This is a genomic window from Lentzea albidocapillata subsp. violacea, from assembly GCF_900100275.1.
GTDB classification, from domain to species: Bacteria; Actinomycetota; Actinomycetes; order Mycobacteriales; family Pseudonocardiaceae; genus Lentzea; species Lentzea violacea.
Window position 1 is genome coordinate 198,577 of sequence record NZ_FNET01000003.1, and the last position, 24,793, is coordinate 223,369.

General features: G+C 70.5%; 28 protein-coding genes. 12 read left to right on the forward strand and 16 right to left on the reverse strand.

Annotated features, from left to right (window positions below; all coding sequences use genetic code 11):
- The 6 genes from BLR21_RS08850 to BLR21_RS08875 all read right to left on the reverse strand — a co-directional run bounded on the left by BLR21_RS08850 (position 1) and on the right by BLR21_RS08875 (position 4,632).
- The gene (locus BLR21_RS08850) at positions 1 to 306 is read right to left on the reverse strand and encodes a transcriptional regulator (RefSeq protein WP_256334569.1); all 306 of its coding nucleotides are present in this window, start codon (positions 304 to 306) and stop codon (positions 1 to 3) included.
- A gap of 157 nt (positions 307 to 463) precedes the next feature.
- The gene (locus tag BLR21_RS08855) at positions 464 to 1,048 is read right to left on the reverse strand and encodes a DUF3558 domain-containing protein (protein ID WP_090005323.1); all 585 of its coding nucleotides are present in this window, start codon (positions 1,046 to 1,048) and stop codon (positions 464 to 466) included.
- Positions 1,049 to 1,054: 6 nt separating this feature from the next.
- Positions 1,055 to 1,621, reverse strand: coding sequence for a GNAT family N-acetyltransferase (locus tag BLR21_RS08860; RefSeq protein WP_176929544.1), 567 nt, complete (start codon positions 1,619 to 1,621; stop codon positions 1,055 to 1,057).
- A gap of 10 nt (positions 1,622 to 1,631) precedes the next feature.
- On the reverse strand, positions 1,632 to 2,408 hold the full coding sequence (locus tag BLR21_RS43635) for an HAD-IA family hydrolase (RefSeq protein WP_090005325.1): 777 nt from the start codon (positions 2,406 to 2,408) through the stop codon (positions 1,632 to 1,634).
- Positions 2,387 to 2,773 carry a DUF1707 SHOCT-like domain-containing protein gene (locus BLR21_RS08870; RefSeq protein WP_090005326.1) on the reverse strand — a complete coding sequence of 129 codons (387 nt, stop codon included), beginning with the start codon at positions 2,771 to 2,773 and terminating at the stop codon, positions 2,387 to 2,389. The genes BLR21_RS43635 and BLR21_RS08870 overlap by 22 nt, the downstream gene beginning before the upstream one ends.
- Before the next feature lie 95 nt (positions 2,774 to 2,868).
- Entirely contained in the window at positions 2,869 to 4,632 is a 1,764-nt protein-coding gene (locus tag BLR21_RS08875; protein ID WP_090005327.1) for an acetyl/propionyl/methylcrotonyl-CoA carboxylase subunit alpha, read from the reverse strand.
- A gap of 134 nt (positions 4,633 to 4,766) precedes the next feature.
- Here BLR21_RS08875 and BLR21_RS08880 point away from each other — a divergent pair, with 134 nt between their 5' ends.
- Entirely contained in the window at positions 4,767 to 5,423 is a 657-nt protein-coding gene (locus tag BLR21_RS08880; protein ID WP_030476478.1) for a hypothetical protein, read from the forward strand.
- Between the two features lie 4 nt (positions 5,424 to 5,427).
- Here BLR21_RS08880 and BLR21_RS08885 read toward each other — a convergent pair whose 3' ends face one another.
- From BLR21_RS08885 to BLR21_RS08895, 3 genes are all read right to left on the reverse strand, one after another.
- Entirely contained in the window at positions 5,428 to 6,714 is a 1,287-nt protein-coding gene (locus tag BLR21_RS08885) for a dicarboxylate/amino acid:cation symporter (protein WP_090005328.1), read from the reverse strand.
- A 181-nt stretch (positions 6,715 to 6,895) separates the two neighbouring features.
- Positions 6,896 to 7,495 carry a Maf family protein gene (locus tag BLR21_RS08890; protein WP_090005329.1) on the reverse strand — a complete coding sequence of 200 codons (600 nt, stop codon included), beginning with the start codon at positions 7,493 to 7,495 and terminating at the stop codon, positions 6,896 to 6,898.
- Complete coding sequence (locus tag BLR21_RS08895) at positions 7,455 to 8,864, reverse strand: MFS transporter (RefSeq protein WP_256334570.1); 1,410 nt, start codon at positions 8,862 to 8,864, stop codon at positions 7,455 to 7,457. Before BLR21_RS08895 ends, BLR21_RS08890 begins: the two co-directional genes overlap by 41 nt.
- A 77-nt stretch (positions 8,865 to 8,941) precedes the next feature.
- On the opposite strand from BLR21_RS08895, the gene BLR21_RS08900 reads away from it, so the two are divergent.
- Entirely contained in the window at positions 8,942 to 9,331 is a 390-nt protein-coding gene (locus BLR21_RS08900; protein WP_090005330.1) for a hypothetical protein, read from the forward strand.
- Here BLR21_RS08900 and BLR21_RS08905 read toward each other — a convergent pair.
- Positions 9,328 to 9,549, reverse strand: coding sequence for an acyl-CoA carboxylase subunit epsilon (locus BLR21_RS08905; protein ID WP_090005331.1), 222 nt, complete (start codon positions 9,547 to 9,549; stop codon positions 9,328 to 9,330). The two genes, BLR21_RS08900 and BLR21_RS08905, sit on opposite strands and share 4 nt — an antisense overlap.
- Positions 9,546 to 11,192: an acyl-CoA carboxylase subunit beta gene (locus BLR21_RS08910; protein WP_090005332.1), complete on the reverse strand. Its 1,647-nt coding sequence runs from the start codon at positions 11,190 to 11,192 to the stop codon at positions 9,546 to 9,548. The genes BLR21_RS08905 and BLR21_RS08910 overlap by 4 nt, the downstream gene beginning before the upstream one ends.
- A 117-nt stretch (positions 11,193 to 11,309) precedes the next feature.
- On the opposite strand from BLR21_RS08910, the gene BLR21_RS08915 reads away from it, so the two are divergent.
- The 3 genes from BLR21_RS08915 to BLR21_RS08925 are packed head-to-tail and all read left to right on the forward strand — an operon-like array spanning position 11,310 to position 13,567.
- On the forward strand, positions 11,310 to 12,113 hold the full coding sequence (locus tag BLR21_RS08915; protein WP_090005333.1) for a biotin--[acetyl-CoA-carboxylase] ligase: 804 nt from the start codon (positions 11,310 to 11,312) through the stop codon (positions 12,111 to 12,113).
- A 13-nt stretch (positions 12,114 to 12,126) separates the two neighbouring features.
- Positions 12,127 to 12,651 carry a PH domain-containing protein gene (locus tag BLR21_RS08920; RefSeq protein ID WP_090005334.1) on the forward strand — a complete coding sequence of 175 codons (525 nt, stop codon included), beginning with the start codon at positions 12,127 to 12,129 and terminating at the stop codon, positions 12,649 to 12,651.
- Positions 12,638 to 13,567: a hydroxymethylglutaryl-CoA lyase gene (locus tag BLR21_RS08925; protein ID WP_090005335.1), complete on the forward strand. Its 930-nt coding sequence runs from the start codon at positions 12,638 to 12,640 to the stop codon at positions 13,565 to 13,567. Before BLR21_RS08920 ends, BLR21_RS08925 begins: the two co-directional genes overlap by 14 nt.
- A gap of 1 nt (position 13,568) precedes the next feature.
- On the opposite strand, the gene BLR21_RS08930 is transcribed toward BLR21_RS08925, so the two are convergent.
- Entirely contained in the window at positions 13,569 to 14,006 is a 438-nt protein-coding gene (locus BLR21_RS08930; RefSeq protein ID WP_090005336.1) for a MaoC family dehydratase, read from the reverse strand.
- A 91-nt stretch (positions 14,007 to 14,097) separates the two neighbouring features.
- Here BLR21_RS08930 and BLR21_RS08935 point away from each other — a divergent pair, with 91 nt between their 5' ends.
- Genes BLR21_RS08935 through BLR21_RS08950 form a run of 4 tightly spaced genes read left to right on the forward strand, consistent with a single transcriptional unit; the run spans position 14,098 to position 17,669 of the window.
- A complete protein-coding gene (locus BLR21_RS08935) occupies positions 14,098 to 14,583 on the forward strand; it encodes a YbaB/EbfC family nucleoid-associated protein (protein WP_090005337.1) in 486 nt (161 codons plus the stop codon).
- Positions 14,580 to 14,894, forward strand: a complete 315-nt coding sequence (locus tag BLR21_RS08940; protein ID WP_090005338.1) for a WXG100 family type VII secretion target — start codon at positions 14,580 to 14,582, stop codon at positions 14,892 to 14,894. Before BLR21_RS08935 ends, BLR21_RS08940 begins: the two co-directional genes overlap by 4 nt.
- A gap of 1 nt (position 14,895) precedes the next feature.
- Positions 14,896 to 17,412 (forward strand): TNT domain-containing protein, encoded by a 2,517-nt coding sequence (locus tag BLR21_RS08945; RefSeq protein ID WP_090005339.1) that lies wholly within the window; start codon positions 14,896 to 14,898, stop codon positions 17,410 to 17,412.
- A complete protein-coding gene (locus BLR21_RS08950; RefSeq protein WP_090005340.1) occupies positions 17,409 to 17,669 on the forward strand; it encodes a hypothetical protein in 261 nt (86 codons plus the stop codon). The genes BLR21_RS08945 and BLR21_RS08950 overlap by 4 nt, the downstream gene beginning before the upstream one ends.
- On the opposite strand, the gene hisN is transcribed toward BLR21_RS08950, so the two are convergent.
- On the reverse strand, positions 17,650 to 18,429 hold the full coding sequence (gene hisN / locus BLR21_RS08955) for a histidinol-phosphatase (protein ID WP_090005341.1): 780 nt from the start codon (positions 18,427 to 18,429) through the stop codon (positions 17,650 to 17,652). The genes BLR21_RS08950 and hisN overlap by 20 nt on opposite strands.
- A 32-nt stretch (positions 18,430 to 18,461) precedes the next feature.
- Between hisN and BLR21_RS08960 the strand changes: the two genes are divergently transcribed.
- Positions 18,462 to 19,136: a response regulator transcription factor gene (locus tag BLR21_RS08960; RefSeq protein WP_090005342.1), complete on the forward strand. Its 675-nt coding sequence runs from the start codon at positions 18,462 to 18,464 to the stop codon at positions 19,134 to 19,136.
- Positions 19,136 to 20,410, forward strand: a complete 1,275-nt coding sequence (locus BLR21_RS08965; RefSeq protein WP_090005343.1) for an ATP-binding protein — start codon at positions 19,136 to 19,138, stop codon at positions 20,408 to 20,410. Before BLR21_RS08960 ends, BLR21_RS08965 begins: the two co-directional genes overlap by 1 nt.
- Positions 20,411 to 20,423: 13 nt before the next feature.
- On the opposite strand, the gene BLR21_RS08970 is transcribed toward BLR21_RS08965, so the two are convergent.
- The 3 genes from BLR21_RS08970 to BLR21_RS08980 form a co-directional block, all read right to left on the reverse strand.
- Complete coding sequence (locus tag BLR21_RS08970; RefSeq protein ID WP_090005344.1) at positions 20,424 to 20,957, reverse strand: GtrA family protein; 534 nt, start codon at positions 20,955 to 20,957, stop codon at positions 20,424 to 20,426.
- Positions 20,887 to 21,486, reverse strand: coding sequence for a GtrA family protein (locus BLR21_RS08975; protein WP_420843870.1), 600 nt, complete (start codon positions 21,484 to 21,486; stop codon positions 20,887 to 20,889). The genes BLR21_RS08970 and BLR21_RS08975 overlap by 71 nt, the downstream gene beginning before the upstream one ends.
- Positions 21,487 to 21,598: 112 nt before the next feature.
- Complete coding sequence (locus BLR21_RS08980) at positions 21,599 to 23,830, reverse strand: sigma-70 family RNA polymerase sigma factor (RefSeq protein ID WP_090005346.1); 2,232 nt, start codon at positions 23,828 to 23,830, stop codon at positions 21,599 to 21,601.
- A gap of 142 nt (positions 23,831 to 23,972) precedes the next feature.
- Here BLR21_RS08980 and BLR21_RS08985 point away from each other — a divergent pair, with 142 nt between their 5' ends.
- Complete coding sequence (locus BLR21_RS08985) at positions 23,973 to 24,740, forward strand: GGDEF domain-containing protein (RefSeq protein ID WP_256334571.1); 768 nt, start codon at positions 23,973 to 23,975, stop codon at positions 24,738 to 24,740.
- The last annotated feature ends 53 nt before the right edge of the window (positions 24,741 to 24,793 follow it).

Genomic DNA, 24,793 nt, shown 5'->3' on the forward strand with positions numbered 1-24,793 from the left:
TCAGCACCCGCTCTTGTTCATCATGCCGGTGTTGTCGCCCTCGACCAGGTGGTACTGCCGCTCGATCTGGTTGAGGTTGTCCATCGCGGTCTTGAGCTGGCGCTGGTAGTTCAGCAGGGCCTGCAGCGCCGAGTCACCGTCCGCGATCGAACGGTCGTTGAACTTCTCGGCAGCCTCGGCGCTGACCGGGTCACCCGCCCACGGGCGCACACGGAACTCGGTGATCGCCATCTCGATCTGCTTGTCCAGCTTGATCAAGGCGGCCGAGAACGTGTTGCGCAACGCGGGAATCGCCTCCGGCTCCACGTTCAACTCGTGCTGGCCGGGTGGCGAGGTGTCTGCCCCGCTACGTCCCCCTGGCGGCATCGTCAAACCTCCGGCGGTTGTGCCTACAAGCGCTTCGACACTCTAACCACTGAAGGTAACGCTGTGGAGTGCGAACAGTGACATCCGCCCGTGTGGGTCAGCGCTTCTTGAGCAAACTGGCCATCGCCGCCTCTGCCACCCGCTGGGCGCCGAGGCAAAGATGATCTTGTTGCACCGCAGTGGAATTGCCGCCGTCGCGGAACATCACGTCGAGGAACTGCCCGTCGGCGACGTCCACCTCGACGTTGCAGGCGTTGTTCACGTCGGGTGTGCGGACAGTGATCGCCGTGTACCCCTCGATCGCGCTCACGGTGTAGTCGACCTGAGCGTTCTCCGAGAGCCACACGTCGGCGCCGGAGACCAGCACGAGTGCGATCCTCGCCACGTTCCCGCTCGTCGTGCTGCGGATCGTGCACGCCCGCGCGCTGCCGAAGCTCGGCTCGACGTACGCGCTGGGCGGGTTGTCGAGGCTCAGCGACATGCGCTGATCAGCGGTGAGCACCGCGCACGGGTCGACCGCGTCGAGCGGCAGCGCACGCGGCCGCTGCGGGAAGTCGAGCACGGAGGGCGTCGTCGTGGGGGACGGCGGCGGGGGCGGCGGAGTGGTCAGCGCACTCTGCTGGGGCGGCGCCGTGCACCCGGCGAGCGCCAACGCGACGATGAGGAGCCCGGTGGTCCGCATGGCCGGTCACCGTAGCTGCTCTGGGAAGGGGTCCGACGCAAGTCGTGACCACAGCAACTGGTCCTCGCGCTGATCATCGACGATCGCCTCCTCGCGAAGACGACCCTCAAGAGTGAATCCGCACTTCTCCGCGACTCTCTGCGACGCCGTGTTCGAGACCGCGTGCCGGTAGGTGACCCGGTGCATCTCCATCGCGCCGTAGACCCAGCCCAGCACCGAGTTCAGCGCCGCCGGCAGCACGCCCTTGCCGCGGTGCCGCGGCTGGCTCCAGCACATCACCTCGGCCGAGAGCAGGTGGTGGTCGACGTTGTGGATGACGATCCCGGCCATCACCTCGGCGGTGACGGCCTCGCACACCGCCCACGACCAGCGGTAGTCCTTCTCCCAGCCGTCGGTCAGCAGCAGGACGAGCGTCTCCGCGGACGGCGCGTCGTGCCCGGTCAGGCGGGGCATGTACCGCTTGGTCTCCGCGTCCGCGAAGGCCTCGGCCAGCGCCGGCACGTCGTCGATGCGGTCGTCGCTGCGAAAGGCGCGCAGGTAGTACTCACCCGCGTTGATCTCAACTGGCTCCACGGCCAGCAGGCTAACCCTCGCCCGTGAAACCGTCGTGTTGCTCGGCCAGGTCGTCGAGCGCGGCGCGGTGAGCGGACGCGGGCAGACCGTCCGGCGCGGTCGTCAGCTCGACCACCCAGTCCACGTCTTCGGCGTCGTCCTCGCCCGCCAGCATGTCCCTGTGCACGGCGCACGGGCCCCAGCCGGACTCCAGCAACTCCGTCGCGAGCCCCTCGGCCTCGTCGCGGTCCGGCAGGATCAGCAGGACGGTCGGCGGGATCAGCCCGCGCACCGCCAGCGCCGTCCGCAAGGCCGCCGTGTCCGGCACGTGCACGCCGTCCAGCCCCGCTGCACGTGCGGCGGCGGCGTTCTGCGCGTCGTCGTCGCAGAAGACTGCCGTCTCGTAGCCGAGTTCGTCGAGCACCCGCCGGTAGATCGCGGGATCGGGCTTCGCGAGACCGAGCCGGGAGGAGTTGAAGACCGCGTCGACCTCAACGTCGAGGCCGAGCAGTGCGAGGTCCGCCTCCAGCCGGGTGGTCGCGTTGGACAGCAACGCCACGAAGCACTGCCGCCGGGCCACCCGCACCAACGCCAGCGCCTCCGCGATCACCTCACCGGAGGTGGCCGCGAACTCCGCGCCGACCGCCTCCCGCCACTGCTCGTCGGAGATCTCCCCGGTGATCGCGCGGCGCAGCAGCGACGGCTCGAAGGCGATCGCGGCCAGCTCGGCGGACATCGGCGGAAAGGACCGCAGCACGCCGTCGAGATCGAGCAACAGCAAGGGTTTCAGCGCCGGCGTCCGTTCCACTGGCCCCACAGGATCGCCACGGCGGGGACGAGGAGGAAGATCAGCGGGTTCTTCACCAGCGCGAAGAACAGGATCACCACGGCGATGCCCACCGCGGGCACGACCGCACTCTCCCACCGGCGCGCGGGCGCCCTGGCGGGCTCGTTGAACATCGGCACGGGCGCGACGAACTGCGGCCGCGGATCCGGCAGGTCGTAGAACAACGCCATCAGTTCACCGCGCGTCTTCGCGGTGGTGATCTTCGCGGACCGGTCGCCGTACTCGTTGATGTCGATGCGGCCCGCGCTCATGTGCTCGCCGAGCACCTGCAACGCCTGCTGACGCTCGGTGTCACCGATGCGGATGTCCCTGCTCGGGTCGCTCACGGATCAATCGTAGGTGAGCGACCCGGCCGGTCGGTCGTCCAGCGTGCAGATCACAGGCAGTCGCCTCGGTCCCACGACCCAAGGGAACTGCGTCCTCAGTCCTTCAGCTCACAGATCACGGTGCCCTGCGTGATCGGGTCGCCGGGCGCGGCCGCGAGACCCGTCACCGTGCCGGCCTTGTGCGCCGTCACCGGGTTCTCCATCTTCATGGCCTCCAGCACCACGATCAGCTCGCCCGCCTCGACGATCTGCCCGTCCTCGACGGCCACCTTCACGATCGTGCCCTGCATCGGCGCCGCCACCGCGTCACCCGACACGGCCGCGCCGCTGCCACCCGCGCGCTTCGACTTCGGCTTCTTCGCGGCGGCAGCAGGCCGTGAACCGACGGCGAGATCGCCCGGCAGCGACACCTCCAGGCGACGCCCGCCGACCTCGACGACGACGGTCTGGCGCGGCGTCTCCTCGTCCGCAGTCTCGAAAGCGCCCGCGAACGGTGCGATCTGGTTGTCGAACTCCGTCTCGATCCACCGCGTGTGGACGGTGAAGCCCTCGGGCTTCTCGGCGGTGAACGCCGCGTCGCGCACGATCACGCGGTGGAACGGCAGCACCGTCGCCATGCCCTCGACGACCATCTCGTCCAGCGCGCGCCGGGCGCGGGCCAGGGCCTCTTCGCGGGTCTCGCCGGTCACGATCAGCTTGGCCAGCAACGAGTCGAACTGCCCGCCGATCACCGAACCCGACTCGACACCGGCGTCAACGCGGACACCGGGGCCGGACGGCGCGACGAACGTCGTGACGGTGCCGGGCGCGGGCAGGAAGCCGCGGCCGGCGTCCTCGCCGTTGATGCGGAACTCGATCGAGTGCGCGCGGGGCGCCGGGTCCTCGGTATAACGCAGCTTCTCGCCGGCGGCGATGCGGAACTGCTCGCGCACCAGGTCGAGGCCCGTCGTCTCCTCCGACACCGGGTGTTCGACCTGCAGGCGCGTGTTGACCTCCAGGAACGAGATCGACCCGTCCATGCCGACGAGGTACTCGACGGTGCCGGCGCCGTGGTAGCCCGCCTCGAGGCAGATCGCGCGGGCCGACGAGTGGATCGTGGCGCGCTGCTCGTCGGTCAGGAACGGCGCGGGCGCCTCCTCGACGAGCTTCTGGTGGCGGCGCTGCAACGAGCAGTCGCGGGTGCCGACGACGATCACGTTGCCGTGGGTGTCGGCGAGAACCTGCGCTTCGACGTGGCGCGGCTTGTCCAGGTAGCGCTCGACGAAGCACTCGCCGCGGCCGAACGCCGTGACGGCCTCGCGGACCGCGGAGTCGAACAGCTCGGGGATCTCTTCGAGGGTGCGCGCGACCTTGAGGCCACGGCCGCCGCCGCCGAACGCCGCCTTGATCGCGACCGGCAGCCCGTGCTCGGAGGCGAACGCGATGATCTCGTCCGGCCCGTTGACCGGGTCCTTGGTGCCGGGCACCAGCGGCGCGCCCGCGCGCATCGCGATGTGCCGTGCCGTCACCTTGTCGCCGAGGTCGCGGATCGCCTGCGGGGTCGGGCCGATCCACACCAGCCCGGCGTCGAGCACGGCCTGCGCGAACTCGGCGTTCTCGGACAGGAAGCCGTAGCCGGGGTGCACGGAGTCGGCACCGGACTGGGCGGCGGCCGCCAGCACCTTCTCGAACGACAGGTAGCTCTCACCGGGGGTGTTGCCACCCAGCGCGAACGCCTCGTCGGCGAGCCGCACGAACGGTGCGTCGCGGTCGGGATCGGCGTAGACGGCGACGCTCGTCAGACCGGCGTCACGGCAGGCGCGGATGACCCGGACGGCGATCTCACCGCGGTTCGCGATGAGGACCTTGCGCAGCGACACGGCGTCGTACCTCCTGCTGGACCGGTTAATTACGGCTCTGGCTGGTGCCGCAGTCTACGGAAATCAGTGAACTCCGAGAGGGAGAGACGCCTCACTTCACACCCATCGTGAGCCCATCGAGCACAATCTGCGATGTGGGTGGAACCAGGTCCGTGCAGGTGGTCGCCGTCGTTGCCGCCGTGGTCTTCGCAGCGGGGCTGGTGTTCGCCTATTTCCAGAGGCCTGACAACACCGATTCAGGTCAGTCCGGCATCGATCCCGGAATGCGCTGCGGTACCACCGTCTGCCAGGTCGTCATCGGCAGATCGGTCGGCGGGGACCTCGTCGAGCTGCTCTCCGGAACAGGCGGCGGGCGGATCAGGGTGACCGGCGAGTCGGGTCCGTTCGTCTTCGAGATGACCATCGCCGAGTCCGGCGCGACGGTGAACGACAAGTCGTTGCTGTGCTCGGAGGCGACCATCAGCGTGTGCCTCGTGCGCGGCGAGCAGAACGGCAAGGCGCTCGGCGAGGTGTTGATCCGCAAGGACGGCACGTGGTCGCGCGCGCAGGCCGCCTATCTCTCCAGTGCCGGATACCTCGGGCTGCACGACGTCAATGACGACGGCACGGCGGACGTCGTCTCGGCCCAGCGCGGCTGCGACGGTCAGTGCAACGACTCGTTCGTGCAGGTGTTCTCGGCGCTCGGGCCGATCATCGGCTGTACGACGCCGGCGCCGGCACGGGAGCAGCTCGCTGGCTGGCCCGCACCGGCGCCGAAGTTGTCGCAGTTGCGCCCCTGCGCAAACGGCTAGCGCACTAGGCGTTGACGAGGTCCTTCTCGGCCGAAGCCGCAGGCTCCTCGATCAGGTTCTCGCTGCGCGCCACCAGCACCGGCACGGTGATCTGACCGGCCACGTTGGTCGCGGTGCGCATCATGTCGAGGATCGGGTCGATCGCGTAGACCACGGCCACACCGGTCGCGATCACGGCGGGCGGCAGGCCGATGACGCTCAGGGTCAGCGTGAGCATCGTGTACCAGCCGGTCGTCCCTGCCGTGGCCAGCGCGCCGAACACGGCGACGAGCACGATGCCGACGTACTGCCACACCGAGAGCTGGATGCCGAACATGTTCGCGATGAAGATCGTCGCGACGGCCGGGTAGACCGCGGCGCATCCGTCCATCTTGGTCGTGGTGCCCAGCGGCACGGCGAAGTTCGCGTACTCGTTCGGCACGCCGAGGTCCGCCGCGGCCTTGCGGGACAACGGAAGCGTGGCTCCCGAGGAGCGCGACACGAACGCGAACTGCAGTGCCGTGCCCGCCTTGCGGAAGAACTCGACCGGCGAGGTCTTGCCGACGAACTTCAGCAGGACCGGGTAGACGACGAACAGCACGAGCGCGGTACCGAGGTACACGGCGAGGATCAGCGAGAACAGCGGCTGCACGAACGAGTTGCCGTAGGACGCCACGGCGTTGCCGATGAGGCCGAAGATGCCGATCGGGGCCAGCAGGATGATCCAGCCGACGACTTTCTGGACGATCTCGAAGAACGACTTCACCAGGTTCGTGAACGGCGCCGCCCTGTCACCGAGCGCGTAGGCGGCGAAGCCGACCAGCACCGCGACGAACACGACCTGCAGCACCTCGCCCTCGGTGAACGCGCTGAAGATGTTGGTGGGCACCAGGTTGTCGAGCAGCGTCTGCCACGAGCCGGACGCGCGCTTGGCGAGTTTGTCGACGGCACCCGCGGCGGGTTCGATCTGCAGGCCCGCGCCGGGCTTGAGGACCGTGGCGACCGCGATGCCGATCAGCACCGCGACGAACGACGTGATGGCGAACCACAGGAACGTCTTGCCGCCGAGGCGGGCGGCGGTGCGGCCGCCGCCGAGGTTCCGCAGCGACGCGATGCCGACGACGATCGCGGTGAACACCAGCGGGATCACGGTCAGCTGCAGCAGCGCGGTGAAGGTGGAGCCGATCTTGGCGAGGACGGGCGCGAGCCACGTGCCCTTGCCGAGCCAGCCGGCGAGCGCGCCGAGCACGAGCGCGCCTAGGACGGTGAAGCCGAAGACCTTGGGCTTGCGGTATGTCTGGACGAACGACACTGGAACATCTCCTGGGCAGGGATGAGCGAAACGGGGCGTCGGGAGCGGTTAGCTCCGACAGCCCGTGCTCGTCCTGCGTGCCAGGTCGATGTGCCTGCGACGCGTCAAGTACTCGTTCACCGATGCCCTCAACGCCGGCGTTGAGGGCGGTCTTCCCCGATTGGGTGAACTGTGACCAGGACTACCAGAGGGTGGACACGGGAACGCCCACCTGGCCGAGCAGCCTGCGGGTGAGCGGCAGGCTGATGCCGATCACGGACGTGTGGTCGCCGTCGATGCCGTCGATGAACCAGCCGCCGCGCCCGTCGATCGTGAAGCCACCGGCGACGTGCAACGGCTCACCCGTCGCGATGTAGGCCTCCAGCTCCTCCTCCGACGGCGTGCCGAACCGCACGGTCGTCGACTCGGCGGCCGAGGCACGGCCGGTCACGGCGCCTCCGGAGACCCGCAGCACGGTGTGCCCGGTGATCAGCACGCCGCTCTTGCCCGCCACCCGCTGCCACCGCTCGCGCGCGACCTCGGGCGTGCCGGGCTTGCCTGCGAGCTCGCCCTCGAACAGCAGCATCGAGTCGCAGCCGACGACCACGCACTCGTCGTCGTGCTCGATCGCCTCGGCCTTGGCCGCGGACAGCGCGACGACGGTCTCCTCCGGCGTCGGGTTGTCGAGCGACTCGACCAACGCGTCCTCGTCGACACCGGAGACCCGGACCACGGGTTCGATGCCCGCGGACCGCAGGACACTAAGACGGGCGGGTGACTGGGAGGCCAGGATCAGACGCACGCGCCGAGTCTGTCACGCCCGGCGCGGCGACCCGGCGGAAGGCGAACGCGGCGGCGATGCCGACCGCAAGCACTCCCAGCAGCAGGTAGAACGCCGCCCGCACGGCCGAGGTGAAGTCGCCGGTGGCCGCCAGCACGACCTGGAGCACGGCCGCCGTCGCGGCGCTGCCCAGCACGTTCCCGAACTGCCGCGAGGTGTTGTAGATGCCGGAACCGGCACCGAGCAGCGACCTGTCGAGCGTGCGTGTGGAGATGTTCGTCAGCGGCGAGAACACCAGCCCCATGCCGATGCCGAGGGCGACCATCGACGGCAGCAGCACCCACTGGGACCCGTCACCGAGCAGGAACGTCATCGCCACGATGCCCAGCGCCATCAGGGCGAACCCGGTGATCGGCAGGTACTTGGCGTCGGCCCGGTTCGACAGCCGGCCCGCGAAGATCGCGACGACGCCGGACATCAGCGACGCCGGGGCCGTGACCAGGCCCGTCATCAGCGGGGACAGCTTCGGCACGGTCTGCAGGAACAGCGCCAGGGGTACGAACACCCCGGTCACGGTGATGCCGATGGCGATGTTCGCGACGTTGCCGAGCGAGAAGTTGCGGTTGCGGAAGATCCGCAGCGGCATCAGCGGCTCGGGGTTGCGCGAGGACGCCTGCCACAGCACGAACCCCGCGAGGGACAGCACCCCGGCGGCGATGATCTCGGTGATCGTGACGGGTCCGGCGACCCGGCCCCACCGGTAGTGCTCACCGTTCTGGATCCCGAACACCAGCAGGCCGAGCCCCAGGCAGCACAGCACGACGCCGAGCACGTCGAACTTCGGCGCGCGGTCCGGCCGCAGGTCGGGCACCCACAGGAACAGCAGCACCACCGCGAGCACACCGATCGGGAGGTTCACGAAGAAGATCCACTCCCAGCCCAGGTGCGTGACCAGCACGCCGCCGAGCAACGGCCCGGAGACCGTCGCGAGCCCGGCGACCGAGCCCCACATGCCCAGGGCCGCACCCCGCTTGACCGGCGGGAACAGGTGCGTGATGAACGCCATCGTCTGCGGGGTCATGGCCGCGGCACCGAGGCCCTGGAACACCCTCGCGGTGATCAGCGCCTCCGCGCTCGTGGAGAGACCGCAGGCCAGCGACGCCCCGATGAACAGCACGAGCCCGATGCCGTAGAGCCGCTTGGGCCCGTACCGGTCGCCCAGCCGTCCGGTGAGCAGCAACGGCACCGCGAACGCGAGCAGGTAGGCGCTGACGACCCAGATGACGTCGTTCAGGGACGCGTTCAGGTCGGTGATCATCGACGGCAGCGCGACGTTGACGATGGTCGTGTCCAGCAGCGTCATGAAGAAGCCGATGCACAGCGCGTACACGGTCCGCCAGTTCGCGCGGTCCGTTTGAGTAGTACTGCTGATGCGCGATCACCTCTTCGGTCGGCACTCTCGGAAGAGTGAAGCGCTGGGTGCTTGTCCTCACCGAACGCGGCTCCGATCGCGAAGGCAAGCGCAGACGGATCGCGGCACTGCTCGTCGTGCTCGGCGGGCTCATCGGATCATTCGGCGTTGGAAGCGTGCTCGCGAGTGACCCGATCGGCTATGGAGTGCCCATTTGGCCGTTCGCCGACACCGCCGATCGCGCGGAGCACGCGCTGCTGACGCAGATCGTGCCCGCCGTGCGCGCCAACCTGCCGCTCGACCACGCCGGTGTACAGGTGCTGCGCCGGACCAACGCCTACGGCAGCGCGTTCTGGACGTTGCGGCTGGAGGTCGACGGCGAGACCCGCTGTCGCGAGGTCGCCGTCGGCCTGAACGTGACCAGCCGCCGAGTCGAGTGTTCCTAGCCGGGGAAACCGGAGGCGCGCCAGGCACCCGGTCCGTGCTGCAACGGCCGGCGGACCCGGCGAGCCGGGTTCGCCCACTCCGAGCGTGGTGCAGGCTTGTCCTCGGCGGGCGCGGCCGAAGCCAGCCCCGCGATGACCGCGGTCAGCGCGGCCAACTGGTAGTCGTCCGGCGCGCCCTTGACGACCTTGAGCAGCGGCTTCTCCTCCGGCGCGGTCACAGCGGGATGTTCCCGTGCTTGCGGGGCGGCAGCGTCTCGCGCTTGTCCCGCAGCATCGACAACGCCCGCGCCACGTAACCGCGGGTGTACGCCGGGGGGATCACCGAGTCGACGTAACCACGCTCAGCGGCGACGTACGGGTTGCACAGCGTGTCCTCGTACTCCTGCTGCAGCTGCGCGCGCAGGGCGTCGACGTCCTCGCCGTTGGCAGCCGCGGCCGCGAGGGTCTTGCGGTGCACGATGTTCGCCGCACCCGACGCGCCCATGACGGCGATCTGCGCGGTGGGCCACGCGAGGTTGATGTCGGCGCCGAGGTGCTTGGACCCCATGACGTCGTACGCGCCGCCGTACGCCTTGCGCGTGATGACGGTGACCAGCGGAACGGTGGCCTCGGCGTAGGCGTAGATCAGCTTGGCGCCGCGCCGGATGATGCCGTTCCACTCCTGGTCGGTGCCGGGCAGGAAGCCGGGCACGTCGACGAACGTCAGCACCGGGATGTTGAACGCGTCGCAGGTGCGGACGAACCGCGCGGCCTTCTCGGAGGCGTTGATGTCGAGGCAACCGGCGAACTGGGTGGGCTGGTTCGCGACGACACCGACGGAGTGGCCGTCCACGCGGCCGAAGCCGACGAGGATGTTCGGCGCGAACAGCGGCTGCACCTCCAGGAAGTCGCCGTCGTCGAGCACGCGGTTGATGACCTCGTGCATGTCGTACGGCTGGTTCGCGGAGTCCGGGATCAACGTGTCGAGCTCGCGGTCCTCGTCCGTGATCGCGTCCGAGATCGACCCCTCCGTCAGCGTGCCCTCGAACGTGGGCGACTCGGAGAGGTTGTTGGACGGCAGGTACGAGAGGAGTTCCTTTACGTACGCGATCGCGTCCTCCTCGTCGCTGCCGAGGTAGTGCGCGTTGCCGGACTTGGTGTTGTGCGTGCGACCGCCGCCGAGCTCCTCCATCGTGACGTCCTCGCCGGTGACGGTCTTGATGACGTCGGGGCCGGTGATGAACATGTGCGAGGTCTGGTCGACCATCACCACGAAGTCGGTCAGCGCGGGGGAGTAGACGTGCCCGCCCGCGTTCGAGCCCATGATCAGCGAGATCTGCGGGATCACGCCGGAGGCCTTGACGTTGCGGGAGAAGATCTCGCCGTAGAGGCCGAGCGAGACTACGCCCTCCTGGATGCGCGCACCGCCGCCCTCGTTGATGCCGACGATCGGCCGGCCGGTCTTGATCGCCAGATCCATGATCTTGACGATCTTCTCGCCGTACACCTCGCCGAGCGAGCCGCCGAAGACGGTGACGTCCTGGGAGAACACGCACACCGGGCGGCCGTCGACGGTGCCGTAGCCCGTCACCACGCCGTCGCCGTACGGGCGGTTGCGCTCCTGCCCGAAGTTCGTGGAACGGTGCCGGGCGAGTTCGTCGAGCTCGACGAACGATCCGGGGTCGAGCAGGAGGTCGATGCGCTCGCGGGCTGTTTTCTTGCCCTTCGCGTGCTGCTTTTCGACCGCGCGTGCCGAGCCGGCGTGAACCGCCTCGTCGTTGCGCCGGTAGAGGTCAACGAGCTTGCCCGCGGTGGTGTGGACGTCCGGGACGCCTGAAGCGCCGGTGGGGACGTGCCCGATCGGCTCGGTCGCACTGCTCATGGGCTCGCAGCCTAACGAGACCATTGCTGAACTGCCCCGTGCAGTTGTCCAGGTCACGGCAACCTGTCGGCAATCTCCGATCGCACGTACCCTCTTCCGTTCCCATAACCTGACGCGATGACCATCGCACTCGACGCCGAAGAGCTGCGCTCACGGCTCGTCGCACCCAACGGCCCGTACGCCGCTCTCGACGTCGTCGAGACCACGGCGTCCACCAACGCGGACCTGGCCGCCTCCGGCGCCGCGGACCGCACCGTGCTGATCGCGCTGGAGCAGAGCGCGGGACAGGGCCGGCGCGGACGCAGCTGGTCGTCGCCCGCGGGCGGCCTCTACGTCAGCGTGCTGTTCCGCCCGGCCGGTGTGCCCGCCGAGCGGCTGCCGTGGCTGAACCTGATCGCCGGGCTGGCCCTGGTGCGCGTCGCCCAGTCGGCCGGTGTCGAGGCGACGTTGAAGTGGCCGAACGACCTGCTGCTCGGTTCCGGGCCGGGCAAGGGCGCGGGGATCCTGTCCGAGATCACCGCCGACGGCTCGGTCGTGGTCGGCATCGGCCTGAACGTGGCGAAGCTGCCGTCCGACGTCCAGCCCGCACCCGGTGGGCTCGCGCCGACGTCGCTGGAGGACCTGGGCGCCGCGGAGCTCGACCGCGGCGAGCTCGCGTTCCGGCTCCTGGTCGAGCTGGCCGGGCTGGAAGGCGTGTGGCGCAAGAACGGCGGCGACGCGGTCGAGTCCGGCGTGCTGGAGGAGTACGAGGAGCACTCGTCGACCGTGGGGTCGCAGGTTCGAGTCGAACTCTCGGCCGGTGTCGAGCTTCTCGGCGTGGCGCAGCGCATCGAGGCCGACGGCACGCTGGTCGTGCGCGGCGCCGACGGGGTGGAGCACGGCGTGTCCGCTGGTGACGTGGTGCATTTGCGCCCGGCGTAGTTAGGGTTGCTCCATGGCCTATCCCGACGACCTGCTCAGCTCCGGCGAGCACGTCGTGATCCACAAGCACCCCCACTGGAAGATGCTGATCTTCCCGGTGTTCTGGCTGCTGGTGGTGGTCGCGCTCGGCACCTATCTCGCCGGGCTCCTCGGCGACCAGTCGTGGGCCACGATCGTGTGGATCGTGCTGGCCGTGGTCGGTGCCGTGCTGATCCTGTGGCTGACGGTGGCGCCGGTGGTGCGCTGGCGGACGACGCACTTCATCATCACGTCGGACCGCGTGATGTACCGCGAGGGCGTGTTCAAGCGCACAGGCCTCGACATCCCTTTGGCTCGTGTGAACAGCGTCCGCTTCCAGCACAGTTTCCTGGACCGCCTGCTCGGCTGCGGCACCCTGATCATCGAGTCGGCCTCGGACGAGCCGCTCGAGTTCGACGACATCCCGTCCGTGGAGAAGGTGCACACGATGTTGTACCGAGAGGTCAACGACAACCCCGATGACGACTTCCACCCCGGGACCGTCGATGGGCGCGCGTGAGGTAGGGCTGCCGGACGTCGTCGGCTCCGGATCGCTGCCCTCGCGGGTGACGATCTGGGAGGTCGGCGCCCGGGACGGACTGCAGAACGAGTCGGTCGTCGTGCCGGTGGCGGTGAAGCTGGAGTTCCTGGACCGGCTGGCCGCGGCGGGACTGTCCGTTTTGGAGGCCACCTCCTTCGTGCACCCCAAGTGGGTGCCGCAACTGGCCGACGCCGCCGAGCTGCTGGCCGGGCTCACGCAGCGGCCGGGCGTGGTCTATCCCGTGCTGGTGCCGAACGAGCGCGGCCTGGACCGTGCCCTGGAGGCCGGCGTCACGCACATCGCGATCTTCGCCTCGGCCACCGAGACGTTCGCGTCGCGCAACCTCAACCGCACGCTGGACTCGCAGTTCGAGATGTTCGAGCCGACCGTTTCCCGTGCGCTGGCAGCAGGTCTGGACGTGCGCGGGTACGTGTCGATGTGCTTCGGCGACCCGTGGGAGGGCCCGGTCGCCCGGTCCCAGGTCGTGGCCGTCGGCGAGCGGCTGCTGGAGATGGGCTGCTCGCAGCTGTCGCTGGGCGACACCATCGGCGTCGCGACCCCCGGCCAGGTCGAGGCGCTCCTCGAGGGCTTCCGCGACGTTTCCCCGCTGGCCGTGCACTTCCACGACACCTATGGCCAGGCGTTGTCGAACACGCTGGCCGCTTTGCGTTGCGGTGTGACGACTGTGGACTCTTCCGCCGGTGGGCTGGGCGGGTGTCCGTATGCCGAGTCGGCCACCGGCAACCTTGCTACCGAGGACCTGGTGTGGATGCTCGACGGTCTCGGTGTGGAGACCGGCGTCGACCTCGACAAGCTGGTCGAGACGTCGGTGTGGATGGCCGAGCAACTGGGGCGGCCCAGTCCTTCGCGGGTGGTGCGGGCGCTGTCGAAGTAGTTCAGCCGCGTGCGGTGAACATGCCCGTGGCGATGAACCGGTAGACCAGTTCGTCGCCACGCTTCGCCCTGCCCTCGAACTCCACCAGGCCGAGTTCCGGCCGCTTCTTCGAGCGTCGTGCGGTGAGCACCTCGGCTTCGAAGGTGAGCCTGTCGCCGGGGTAGACCGGGGCGAGCCACGAGAGTTCACGGCCGCCCGGCGAGCCCTGTGAGGTGGAGTCGGCCAACACCTCGTCCACCCAGCGGCGCATCCAGAGCGAGGCCGTGTACCAGCCGGAGGCGGACAAACCGCCGAAAATCGAGTTCTTGCCCGCTTCCTCGTCCAGGTGGAACGGTTGCGGGTCGAACTTCTTCGCGAAGTCCAGCATGTCGTCCCGGTCGACGATGACCTCGCCAAGCGGGATGATGCGGCCTGCGGGCAGATCCTCGAAGGCGATCATCTCGTTGATTCTACGTAACTGAATCCGCTGGGAACCGATCTAGGTGCGACGGCGTCCTAGGGCCCAGGGCTATGCGTGTGAGGGGGACTCGGTGGACGACCACCGTGCGCAGGTCGATGAGTTGCTCGCTGACTACCGGCGTAGCCGCGAGCAGCTTGCTTCGGTGCAGCGCGAGCTGGCCGCTGTGTCCGGGCGGGCCTCCAGTCCTGACGGGACGGTCGAAGCGACCGTGGGGTCCGGCGGCAAGCTCGTGGGACTGGAGCTTTCCGAGTCGGCCTATCGCAGGCATCGGCCGGAGCAGCTGGCCGAGTTGATCGTGCGGACCGTGGCCGCGGCCGCGGCCAGTGCTGCCGAGGACACATATCAGACGTTGAGTGCTGTGTTGCCCGCTTCCACGGATCCGGCCGCGCTGGTCGCCGGGACCGCCGACCTGTTGCCCTCGGAGTACGCGGTGGACGACACCGAGACCGTTGATCTCGGGCGCCGGCCCGTTCGCGGGCGCAGGGACGACGACGAGGACAACGAGCAGCGGGAGAGCTGGCTCGACTCCGAGCTCATCGACAGGAGGGTCCGATGACCGGGTACTCGGCCGACCTCGAGCGGCTGGACGCCGGGGCGCGCGAGCTCAAGGGGTTCGCGGGGCAGGCAGGCGAGATCGCGGGGACGCTCGACCGGGCGCTCTCCTCGTTCGGTGCCTGCTGGGGTGACGACGCGGTCGGGCAGAGTTTCGCCGCCTCGCACGACAAGCCGTCCGGGGACGCCACCGGGGCGTTGTCGGGACTGGCGACGACGCTGGGGGACGTGAGCGACAAGCTCGCCGCGACGGCCTCCACGTACCGGCACGTCGAGGAGCAGAACGCGTCCGGGATGAGAAGGTTGGAAGGCTGACATGGGCATCGAGCTTCCCGCCGAACTCACCGCCGTCGCGGCCAAGGCCGGTGTCTCGTGGCCCAAGGCCGACGAGGACGCCATGCGTTCCAGCGCCACCGCGTGGCGCGAGGCCGGCGACAAGATCAAGAGCCTCGGCACCACGTCCGACGGCGCCGCGAACCGTGCACTGGACGGCATGACCGGTGGCACCGGTGACGCGGCACGCGGTCGCTGGGCCAAGGTCGTGGCTCCGGACGGCGACTTCCACCGCGCCGCCAGCGGCTGCCACGCCGCCGCCGACCGTCTCGACCACGCCGCCAAGCAGGTCGGTGCCGCGAAGGTCGAGATCGTCCGCGAGCTCGTGGCGCTGGCCAAGAACAACGACGCCGCGACGATCTCGGCCGGCGCCGGCAACCCCACCGCGCTGCTCGGCCTCGACACGCTGACGAAGGGTGCCGCGGCCAACGTCGCGAACCTCCAGAACACGCTGACCTCCGCGATCCGCCTGGACAGCGGCATCGACATGAGCCAGGGCACGCCTCCCGTCAACACCGCACCCGGCGCCCACGGGCCCGGCGGTGGACTGCTGTCGCCGGTCACGAACCTCGTCGGTGGCGTGGTTGCCCCGGTGGCGGGCGTGGTCGCTCCGATCGTCGAGCCCGTCGCCGCCGTGGTCGCCCCCGTGACCGAAGCGGTGGCCCCGGCCGTCGGCGCCGTGACCGCTCCGGTCGCGCCCGTCGTCGGTGCCGTGACGGCCCCTCTCGCACCTGTCGTCGGTGCCGTGACCGAGGCCGCCGCGCCGGTCCTCGACGCCGCCGCTCCCGCGACCGCACCCGCCGCCGCAGTCGTGCAGCCGGTGCTGGACGCGGTGCCCGGTGGCCGCGACGCCGCCGGTCCGGTGTTCGACGGCCGGGGTGACGGCCAGGGCCAGGGTGACGGTCAGGGCAATGGTGACGGACACGGCCGTGGTGAAGGCCCCGGTCGAGGCGAGGGCAAGGGCCTGGTGGCCGACGTGGGCCAGGCGGTGGGCCAGGTCGCCGCGCCCGTCGCGCAGCCGGTGGCCGGTGCGATCCCGAGCGTCGCGGGCACCCTCGGCCCCATCACCGAAGGCACGACCCAGGCGTCCGCCGCCGTGCTCGACCCGCCGCTGGTCCGAGGTGGCGAACTGCCGAGCCAGGCTCCGGCCGCACCTCAGTCCGCGGCGCCCGCAGCCCCGGCCGCACCCGCTGCCCCGGCGATGGGCGCGGCTCCGGCCGGTGGCCCGGTGGGCGGTCCGATCGGTGGCGCCGCCGGTGGTGTTCCGGCGGCCGCGTCCCAGGTCGGTGCGGTCGTGGGCCAGCAGGGTGCCGCGCAGGCACCCGGTCAGCAGGGCCAGGCCGCTCAGCAGAGCCAGCAGGCCGCCAAGGCCGCGGCCGACGCGAAGGCAGCCGAACTCAAGTCCGGCGAGGCCAAGGCGGGTGCGCAGGCAGCCGCGGCCAAGACCGGTTTCCCCGGTGCGGTACCGAGCCAGCCCACCCAGTTCGGCGGCCAGGCCGGAATCCAGCCGAGCCAGGCGCAGGGGCCGGGCCACACCCAGTCCGGCACGCAGGTCTCCGCCCAGGGGCAGACTTCGCCGGCGGCGGTGACGGCCAAGGACGCCGCCGCCAAGGACCTGGCGAAGGACACCGCGGACGCACTGCTGGACGGCGACGCCGTCGAGGAACGCGGCGAGCGCCAGGTCGGCGACACCATCGCCGGCCCGGCCGCGCCAGGCGCCGACGTCGACCTCGGAGCCCTGACCACCACCTCGGGCCCGCTGGCGACGGTGGACCTCGGTGGCTCGCACGCACTGAGCGACCGCCTCGAGAACAGGAACGACCTGGCGCTGGCGAATCCCGGCATCGCCGGCGAGATCGCCCGCCACACCTACACGGCGGCCGCGGCCGGCAGCTGGTTCATGGCCGTCTTCCTGAGCGCCGGACGGGCCCCGTCCCTCGCCCCCAAGCCGGCCCGCCAGCTCCCGCCGCCCCCGCGGGAGGAGGAGCAGGCCGTCCCGAGGTTCGCCCCGGACGACCACCCGCAGCCGATCGACACGTCCACCGCGCAGCCGGTCCGTGCCAGCACCGGTCTCGGCAAGGATCACCCGGTCGTGCAGGAACTCCTGGCCGGCCACGACCCGCTCGCGGGCATGCACGAACGCGACTGGGAAAGCCTGTTCCAGCACGAGGACGGCACCCCGCGCTGGCCCGCGGAACGCGAGGGCGGCTACGAGGACAGCCAGCCAGAAGTCCTCCAGGCAGGTGCCGAGCTCGACAGGTTCGGCACGCCGGAGGGCCGCGTCCTGAGCACGGCGGGTACCCCGTTCGCGCAACGGTCCCTGCCGCCCCAGGCAGCGGACGAGGGCTACCGCAGGTACCGCGTCACCAGGGACCTGCCCGTCCACCGCACGATCAGCGCGCCCTGGTTCGGTCAGCCCGGCGGTGGCAGCCGGTACCGGACCACCCACCCCGTCGCGGACCTCGTCGCGCTCGGCTACCTCACGGAGATCACCGCATGAACGTCGAGTCGCTGCCGGAGTGGCTGACCAGGATCGGCGTGCCCGACGACGTCGTCAGCATCGGCGAGGAGGCGGACCAGCGCTGGTGCCTCCTCACCGATGAGGACGGCAAGGGTCACGAGGTGTTCTGGCAGGAGCAGGGCAACCGCTACGACTGGGCCCGGTTCGACGACGAGAGCGTGGCGTGCCACTACCTCTTCGGCCGGCTGGCCTGGGCCCAGGTCGCGCGCGGAAGCCTCACCGTGCCAACAGCTTGAGCGCGGCCTCGTGCAGGTGGCCGTTCGACGTCAGCACGCTGCCGCCGTCGTAGCGCTCCTCGCCGTCCAGCGAGGTGAAACGGCCACCCGCCTCGGTCACCAGCACCTGGAACGGGGCGATGTCCCACGGGTTCGCCACGCACTCGGGCGCCAGGTCGATGGCGCCCTCGGCGACCAGGCAGTGCTGGTAGAAGTCGCCGAACGCGCGGCTCTCCCAGGTCGCGTCCACCAAACGCAGGTACGCCTCGCGAGAGTGGTACTCGACCCACGACTTGATGTCCGTCGTCGACACGTAGGCGTCTTCGAGAGAGCGCACACCGGACACGGAGATCGCGCGTTCACCGGAGGCGTCCGACGCGAACGCGCCACCGCCGGCGGCCGCCCACCAGCGGCGGCCCATGGCGGGCGCGGACACGACGCCCACGACCGGCACGCCGTCCTCGACCAGGGCGATCAGCGTCGCCCAGATCGGCACACCGCGCAGGAAGTTCTTGGTGCCGTCGATCGGGTCGAGCACCCAGACGCGGGACGCGTCCAGCGTGCCGCCGCGTTCCTCGCCCATGACGACGTCGTCCGGACGTTCGGCAGCCAGCACGGCACGGACCGCGTCCTCGACGGCGACGTCGGCGTCGGTGACGGGCGTGCGGTCCGGCTTGCGCTCCACGGCGAGGTCGTGCGCGCGGAACCGGGTCGCGGTGATCGCGTCGGCGGCGTCGGCGAGGCGGAGGGCGAGTTCGAGATCAGCATCGTGGCGTGACACGCGGCGATCGTTCCACGAATACGCTGGGGCCCGTGAGCGTGGTGTTGCTGGCCGAGGACGACCCGGCCATCGCGGAACCTCTCTCCCGCGCGTTGACGCGGGAGGGGTATTCCGTGCAGGTCGTCAGTGACGGGCCAAGTGCCTTCGACACCGCCATCGCCGGGGGCATCGACCTCCTGGTGCTGGACCTCGGCCTGCCGGGCATGGACGGGCTGGAGGTGTGCCGGCGGCTGCGCCAGAGCGGCAGGGGCGTGCCCGTGCTGATGCTCACGGCCCGGGCCGACGAGGTCGACTTCGTGGTCGGGCTCGACGCGGGCGCGGACGACTATGTCGCCAAGCCGTTCCGCCTGGCCGAGCTGATGGCCCGCATCCGGGCGCTGCTGCGTCGCCGCGCGCCGGGAACGCTGGAGGTCAACGGCGTGCGCGTCGACCTGGCCGCCCGCCGCGTCACCGTCGACGGCGGCGAGATCCAGCTCGCGAACAAGGAGTTCGAGCTGCTCAAGGTGCTGATCCAGCGCGCGGGCCAGGTCGTGAGCCGCGACGAGATCCTGTCGGAGGTCTGGAACGACCCGGACCTCAAGGGCAGCAAGACGCTCGACATGCACATGTCGTGGCTGCGCAGGAAGCTCAGCGACGGCACCCCGAACTCAGCCGAGAAGCACATCGCGACCGTGCGCGGCCGCGGCTTCCGCTTCAACGCCGACTAGTGCGCCGCCGGATCCTGCGGGCGATCCTGCTCGCCGTCGCCGTCACCGGGATCGTGCTGGGCCTCCCGCTCGGCTACACCGCGCTGCAGCTCGTCGAGGACACGGCCCGCGCCGACCTGAGCGAAAGCGCCCAGCGGATCGCGACGACGTTCGACGACCAGCTGGCCAAGCAGCAGAGCCTCGACATCGAGGCCGTCCGGATCGCCATCCCCACCGACGGCCGTCTCACCGTCGTGTCGGCAGGCGCCACCCAGGTCACGGGTCCCTCGCCGGGCAACGACCCGCTGACCGTCGAACTGCCGATCGCCCAGCAGGGCACCGTCCGCCTGGAGATCCCCTCCGGCCCGATGCACACCTCGCAGGCTCAGGTGGCAGGCCTGGTGCTGCTCCTGCTGGCGCTCTCCGTCGGCACCGGCACCGTCGTCGCCCTGGTGACGGCGCAAACGCTTGCCCGCCCGCTGGGTCACGTGGCCGCCCGCGCGTCCCGGCTCGGAGCCGGCGACTTCCGCGCCGACGAGCAGCGCTACCACATCCAGGAGCTCGACGCGGTCTCCGACGCACTCGACACGTCCGCCACCGCGCTGGCGAGGCTGGTCCAGCGCGAACGCGAACTGGTCGGTGACGTCTCCCACCAGCTCCGCAGCCGCCTCACGGCCCTCCAGCTGCGCCTGGAAGCCCTCGCCGAGCACCCGGAACCCGAGACGGCCGCCGAGGCGCGCGCGGCCCTGGACCAGGCCGAACGCCTCGCCGCCGTGCTGGACGAACTCCTCGCCGCCGCCCGCGCGGCCCGAGCCGTCGACGCCGAGCCGCTGGAGCTGCGGCCCGCGCTGAACCTGATCGCCGACGAGTGGCGCGAGCAGGTCAAGAGCCAGGGCCGGGCGCTACGCGTCCGCGTCCCGGACGGCCTGCTGGCCCGCGCCACCCCCGCTCGCCTTCGCGAAGCCATCGGGGTGCTGCTGGACAACGCCCTGCGCCATGGCGAGGGGTCGGTCGTGGTCTCCGCACGCAGCGAGGAGGGCACCGTCGTCGTAGAGGTCAGCGACGGCGGAGCGGGCGTGCCGGACGAGCTCGCGGCGCACATCTTCGAGCGCGGTGTCTCCGGCGGCGGCTCGACCGGTGTGGGCCTGGCGCTCGCACGGGCGCTGGTCGACGCGGACGGCGGCCGGTTGGAGCTGTCCACGGCGCGGCCGGCGACGTTCGCCGTGTTCCTGCCGGTGCCGAAGGCGCAGGACGTGGTGGGGATCTCCTGGAAGCAGCCGAACACGCCGCGTTAGTGGCGCGAGCCCGCTAGGAGTGGCCGAGTTCCTTCTCTTCCTCGATCGACCGGCCCTTGCGGCCGTTCTCCTCGGGGAAGACCCAGTTCTTGTAGCCGTACCAGCGGAACGCCATCGCGATGAGCGTGCCGATGATCTGCGCGCTCAGGAAGTCCGAGATCTCCTCGGTGAGCCGCGACACGTGCGGTTCCTGCAGGTGGAACGCGTACCGCGCGATGTACAGCGGGATCGAGTTCAGCACGATGCCGATGCCGTTGACCAGGAAGAACAGCAACGCCTCGTGGTGACGCTCGCGGCCGCCGCGGGTGCGGAACGACCACTCCCTGTTCAGGATGTACGACACGATCGTGGCGACCAGCGTCGCGATGATCTTCGCCGTCACCGGGTTGTTCGGCAGGACCACCGTCTTGATCCCGAAGAACAGGACCGTGTCGATCACGAAGCAGGTGCCCCCGACCAGGGCGAACTTGACTAGTTCACGATGCTTCAGCGCGATCGACCGGATCGGTTCCGGGAACCGCGAGACCACTGTTTCGGCTAGGGACACGCGACGAGTCTACGGAGATCGGGTGAACACGCCGGTCCGGCCGAGCGCCCGCGTCGGGGAAGACCCAGCGGCGCATCGCCCAGAACTTGAAGCCGGTCGCGAGCAGCATGCCGAGGATCGAGCCCGAGACGAAGTCCGCGATTTCCTCGGTCAGGACCGACACGAACGGGGCCTGCAGGCCGAACAGGTGCCGCGACAGCCACAGCGGGGCGATGTTGATGCCCACGGCGACGCCACTCACCAGGAAGAACAGGGCGGCCTCATGGTGGCGTTCGCGGCCGCCGCGGGTGTGGAAGGACCACTCGCGCGACAGCACGTACGAAGCGATGATCGCCACCAGCACGCCGATGACCTTGGCGGTGACGACCTTGTCGGTCAGCACGGTGAGCTTGAGCGCGTACCAGACACCGTTGTCGATGATGAACGTTGTGCCGCCTACCAGCGCGAACCGGAGCAACTCGCGGTGCTTGTGCATCAGGAACTGGACCGGTTCCGGCAGCCGGCTCATGGCGCGGCGAACGACTGGCAGCACCGCGCCAGCTTACGGATCTAGGTAACGGTGCCCGCCGCCGGGTGTTACATACCGCGACACAGAGGTGCATGACCTGCACGTTCAGTGACGATCAAAGATCAACTTTTGATCAACTTCGCGCCGGTGGGCAGGGCCACCGCGGCAGATCGGGGATCAGCGGCGGCAGCAGACCGCGCCTCGGCTCGCACGGCGCTTCCGTCCTCGGCGGCGGCGTGGTCGTCGGTGGTGTCGACGGCGGTGTCGACGGGGGCAGGGACGGTGGCGGCGTCGTCGACGGCGGGGCCTGCGGCGTCGAGGGCTCCGTCGGCTGGGTCGGCACGGTCGGCTTCGTCGGTTCGGTGGGCACGGTCGGCTTCGTGGACTCGGTCGGCCGCGTCGGCTTCGTGGGCTCCGTCGTCGTGGTCGTCGGCGGCACCGTCGTGCTGGACGTCGGCGGGTTCGGCGGTTCCTCGCCCGGCGGGTGCTCCGGCCAGCCCTTCATCGGCACGGTCACGGACTTCGTCGCGTTGCCCAGCGCGGCCGTCACGGTGACGTCCCCGCCGTGGCGTCCGAACGCCCAGAAGGACATCCGGAACCTGTCGCCCTTGTCCAGGTCGGCGACGCAGCGGATCGACCTCTTGTCCACCTGCGTGCACTGCCGGTAGGGCGCGAAGATCACCAGGTCCTTCGTCGACGAGATGTCCAGCTTCAGCGTGCCGGCGCGCGGGCCCTTGTTGCGCACCACGACGTCCGCACGCGGGTGGTGCCACCACACCTGGCTCCACGTCTTCACGAAGAGGTCGATGTCGTCGTTCACCGGCGGCACGTTGACCTCGACGCTGATGTCGACCGTGACCGCCGTGCCCGCGCTGATGACACCGGTGATCGTGCCGGGCACGGCGGTGTCGGTGGCCTGCAGCCAGAAGTGGAACGTCGCCTGCCCGCCCGGTGCGATGCCCTGCGGCGTCTCGCACGTGATCGTGCCGGTGCCGGCGGGGCAGTTCACGGTCTGGTCGGCGGAGCCGTCCGGCTGCAGCAGGCGCGCGGCGCCGAAGCGCGACGGTCCGCCCGTCGACACGACGCCCGGCGGCAGGTTCAGCACCATGTTCGCGGGCGGCGACGCGGTGCCGCCGGTGTTCCGGACGCTGATCGGGAAGTCCTTGGGCTCCTCGCCCGGCGTCAGCGAGTACCCGCTCGGCGTGGTCGGCGTGAGCAACGGCGGTGCGGGCGCGGGAGGTTCCGGAGCGGGTGCCGGTGCCGGTGCCGGCGGCGCGGGCGGGGGCACCGGGGGCGGCGGCTCCGTCGTCGGCGGCGGTTCCGTAGCGGGGGCGGGAGCGGGCGGAACCGGGGGCACCGGTGGCCTCGGCGACTGGACCTGCGTCTGCGCCGGCGGGGGCTGGACGGCCTGCACCACCGGCGCCTGCTGCTCGCCGCCGGCCGCCAGCGCGATCATCACGGCTGCGGCCACGGCGGCCGCGGAACCTCCGACCGTGACGAGCTGGCGGGGGATCGCGGCACCCACGGCGCCCGCACCACCCGCGGCCGCTCCGGCACCGACGACGGCCGTCGTCGTGCCGGCGGCCACCAGGTACGTCGTGGCACCGACGCCCAGCACGAGCGGGGCGACGAAGATCCGCAGCGCGCCGTTGACGTCCGCGAGTTCGGCGGCCAGCGCCCGGCACCGGCCGCACTCGTCGAGGTGCGCCTCGACCTGGGTCGCCTCGCGCTTGGACAGGCCCGCGCGGGTCCAGGCGCCGAGCCGGTCGACGGTCGCCCTGCAGCGCTCCCCCTCCGTGTCGGCCAGGTGCATCTGCAGGTACTGCTGCTTGAGGCCCTCACGGGCGCGATAGGCGAGCGCGGACACGCCGTTGGCCGTCAGCCCGAGCAACGGGGCGACCTCGGCGGGCGACTGGCCCTCGATCTCGGTGTGCCAGAGCACCATCTGCCAGCGCTCGGGCAGTGCGGCGAACGCGCGGGCGGCGAGCGAGCGCTCCAGCCCGGCCACCGCGGTGTCGCTGAACTGCACGGCCGGCGCGACGTCGGTCATGTCCTCGGTGAGGTCGATCTTCTTGTCGCGGCGCGTCTTGTCGTACGCGGTGTGGCGCAACGCCGTGAGCAGGTACGCGCGGAACGCCGCGTCGGGGCCGCGACCTCCGCGGAGCGTGTCGAGGACCTTCGCGAACGCCTCGGAGACGAGGTCGTCGGCTTCCGCCGGGGAGCGCGCCAGCTGGCGCGCGAGGTTGTAGGCCGCCGAGACGTGGCGTTCGTACAACTGGCCGTAGGCGTCGATGGTCCCGCCGCGCACGGACTCGATGAGTTCCGCGTCGCTCGGTCCCTGAACGTCTGCAGGAACGATCGCCACAGTCTTTGTTTCCCTCCCACGCGGCGCCCAGTGTGACTTACGACGCCTGGCGGAGTCATCTCAATCCCCCGCGCGGGTTGCGTCACGAATGAGCGACGGCTGCGTCTCCCAGCTGGAATCGGGCGAACTGAAGGGAGACCGGGTGGGTGTCGCACAAGCGGAACGCCTGCTGAAGTCGAGGTGGCGCACCGCCACCATGGCCGCCGGCTGGGCGTTCCCCGCAGACTGGCCGCTCGCCGAGGTCGACGACGTGTGCGCGGCGATGCTGGACAACGCCGACCCCGGCGACGCGCTGGTCCGGCTGGGCCGCGCACGCGCCGAGGCCGGAGCGGGCCTGAGCGAGACGCTGCTGGACCTGGCCGCGCTGTACGCCGTGCTGACAGAGGTGTCGCACGTCGTGTCGCCGGACGTCGACGCGCTCCCTTCGCAGATGGTGCGCATGACGGCACTGGGATGGGCGGACGTGGTGACGAAGCAGGCAGGCGACTGCGCGGCCGAAGATCCTCTGACCGGGCTGGCGACTGCCGCCTACCTGCGGACACGGCTGGGCGAGGTGTACCGGGAGACGCCGGTCGCTTCCCTCGACTACGCCCTCGTCCTGCTGCGGCTCGACGTGCACCGTGCGTCAGGCTGGTCCCGTGTCGTCGCGATGACACTCGCGTCGGACGCGTTGCGCACCGTTTTCGACGGCGGCGAGACGTTGGCGTCCCTCGGCCCGTGCGTGGCCGCGGTGCTGGTCCGGCGCGACGGACTTCTTGCCCGAAGAGTCTCGAACCTCAGGGTCCTGGCGGCCGACCGGCTCGCCGACGACCCCCACGTCCGGCCGGTCGGGCCCGCGAAGGTCTGGGTCGAACAGTTGCCGGACACGCACGCCGAGGCGCGTGCGCTGCTCACCTCCCTCGGGCGCTGACCCCCCTGTCCCGCGCCCGGCGGCTCTCCCCCCATGTCCCCACCGGGGTCGCT

Bases quoted from the DNA above. Each gene is read 5' to 3' on its own strand.
- BLR21_RS08855 (WP_090005323.1), bottom strand. From the start codon at position 1,048: ATGCGGACCACCGGGCTCCTCATCGTCGCGTTGGCGCTCGCCGGGTGC.
- BLR21_RS08910 (WP_090005332.1), bottom strand. From the start codon at position 11,192: ATGAGCAGTGCGACCGAGCCGATCGGGCACGTCCCCACCGGCGCTTCA.
- BLR21_RS08915 (WP_090005333.1), top strand. From the start codon at position 11,310: ATGACCATCGCACTCGACGCCGAAGAGCTGCGCTCACGGCTCGTCGCA.
- BLR21_RS08920 (WP_090005334.1), top strand. From the start codon at position 12,127: ATGGCCTATCCCGACGACCTGCTCAGCTCCGGCGAGCACGTCGTGATC.
- BLR21_RS08925 (WP_090005335.1), top strand. From the start codon at position 12,638: ATGGGCGCGCGTGAGGTAGGGCTGCCGGACGTCGTCGGCTCCGGATCG.
- BLR21_RS08930 (WP_090005336.1), bottom strand. From the start codon at position 14,006: ATGATCGCCTTCGAGGATCTGCCCGCAGGCCGCATCATCCCGCTTGGC.
- BLR21_RS08940 (WP_090005338.1), top strand. From the start codon at position 14,580: ATGACCGGGTACTCGGCCGACCTCGAGCGGCTGGACGCCGGGGCGCGC.
- BLR21_RS08945 (WP_090005339.1), top strand. From the start codon at position 14,896: ATGGGCATCGAGCTTCCCGCCGAACTCACCGCCGTCGCGGCCAAGGCC.
- BLR21_RS08950 (WP_090005340.1), top strand. From the start codon at position 17,409: ATGAACGTCGAGTCGCTGCCGGAGTGGCTGACCAGGATCGGCGTGCCC.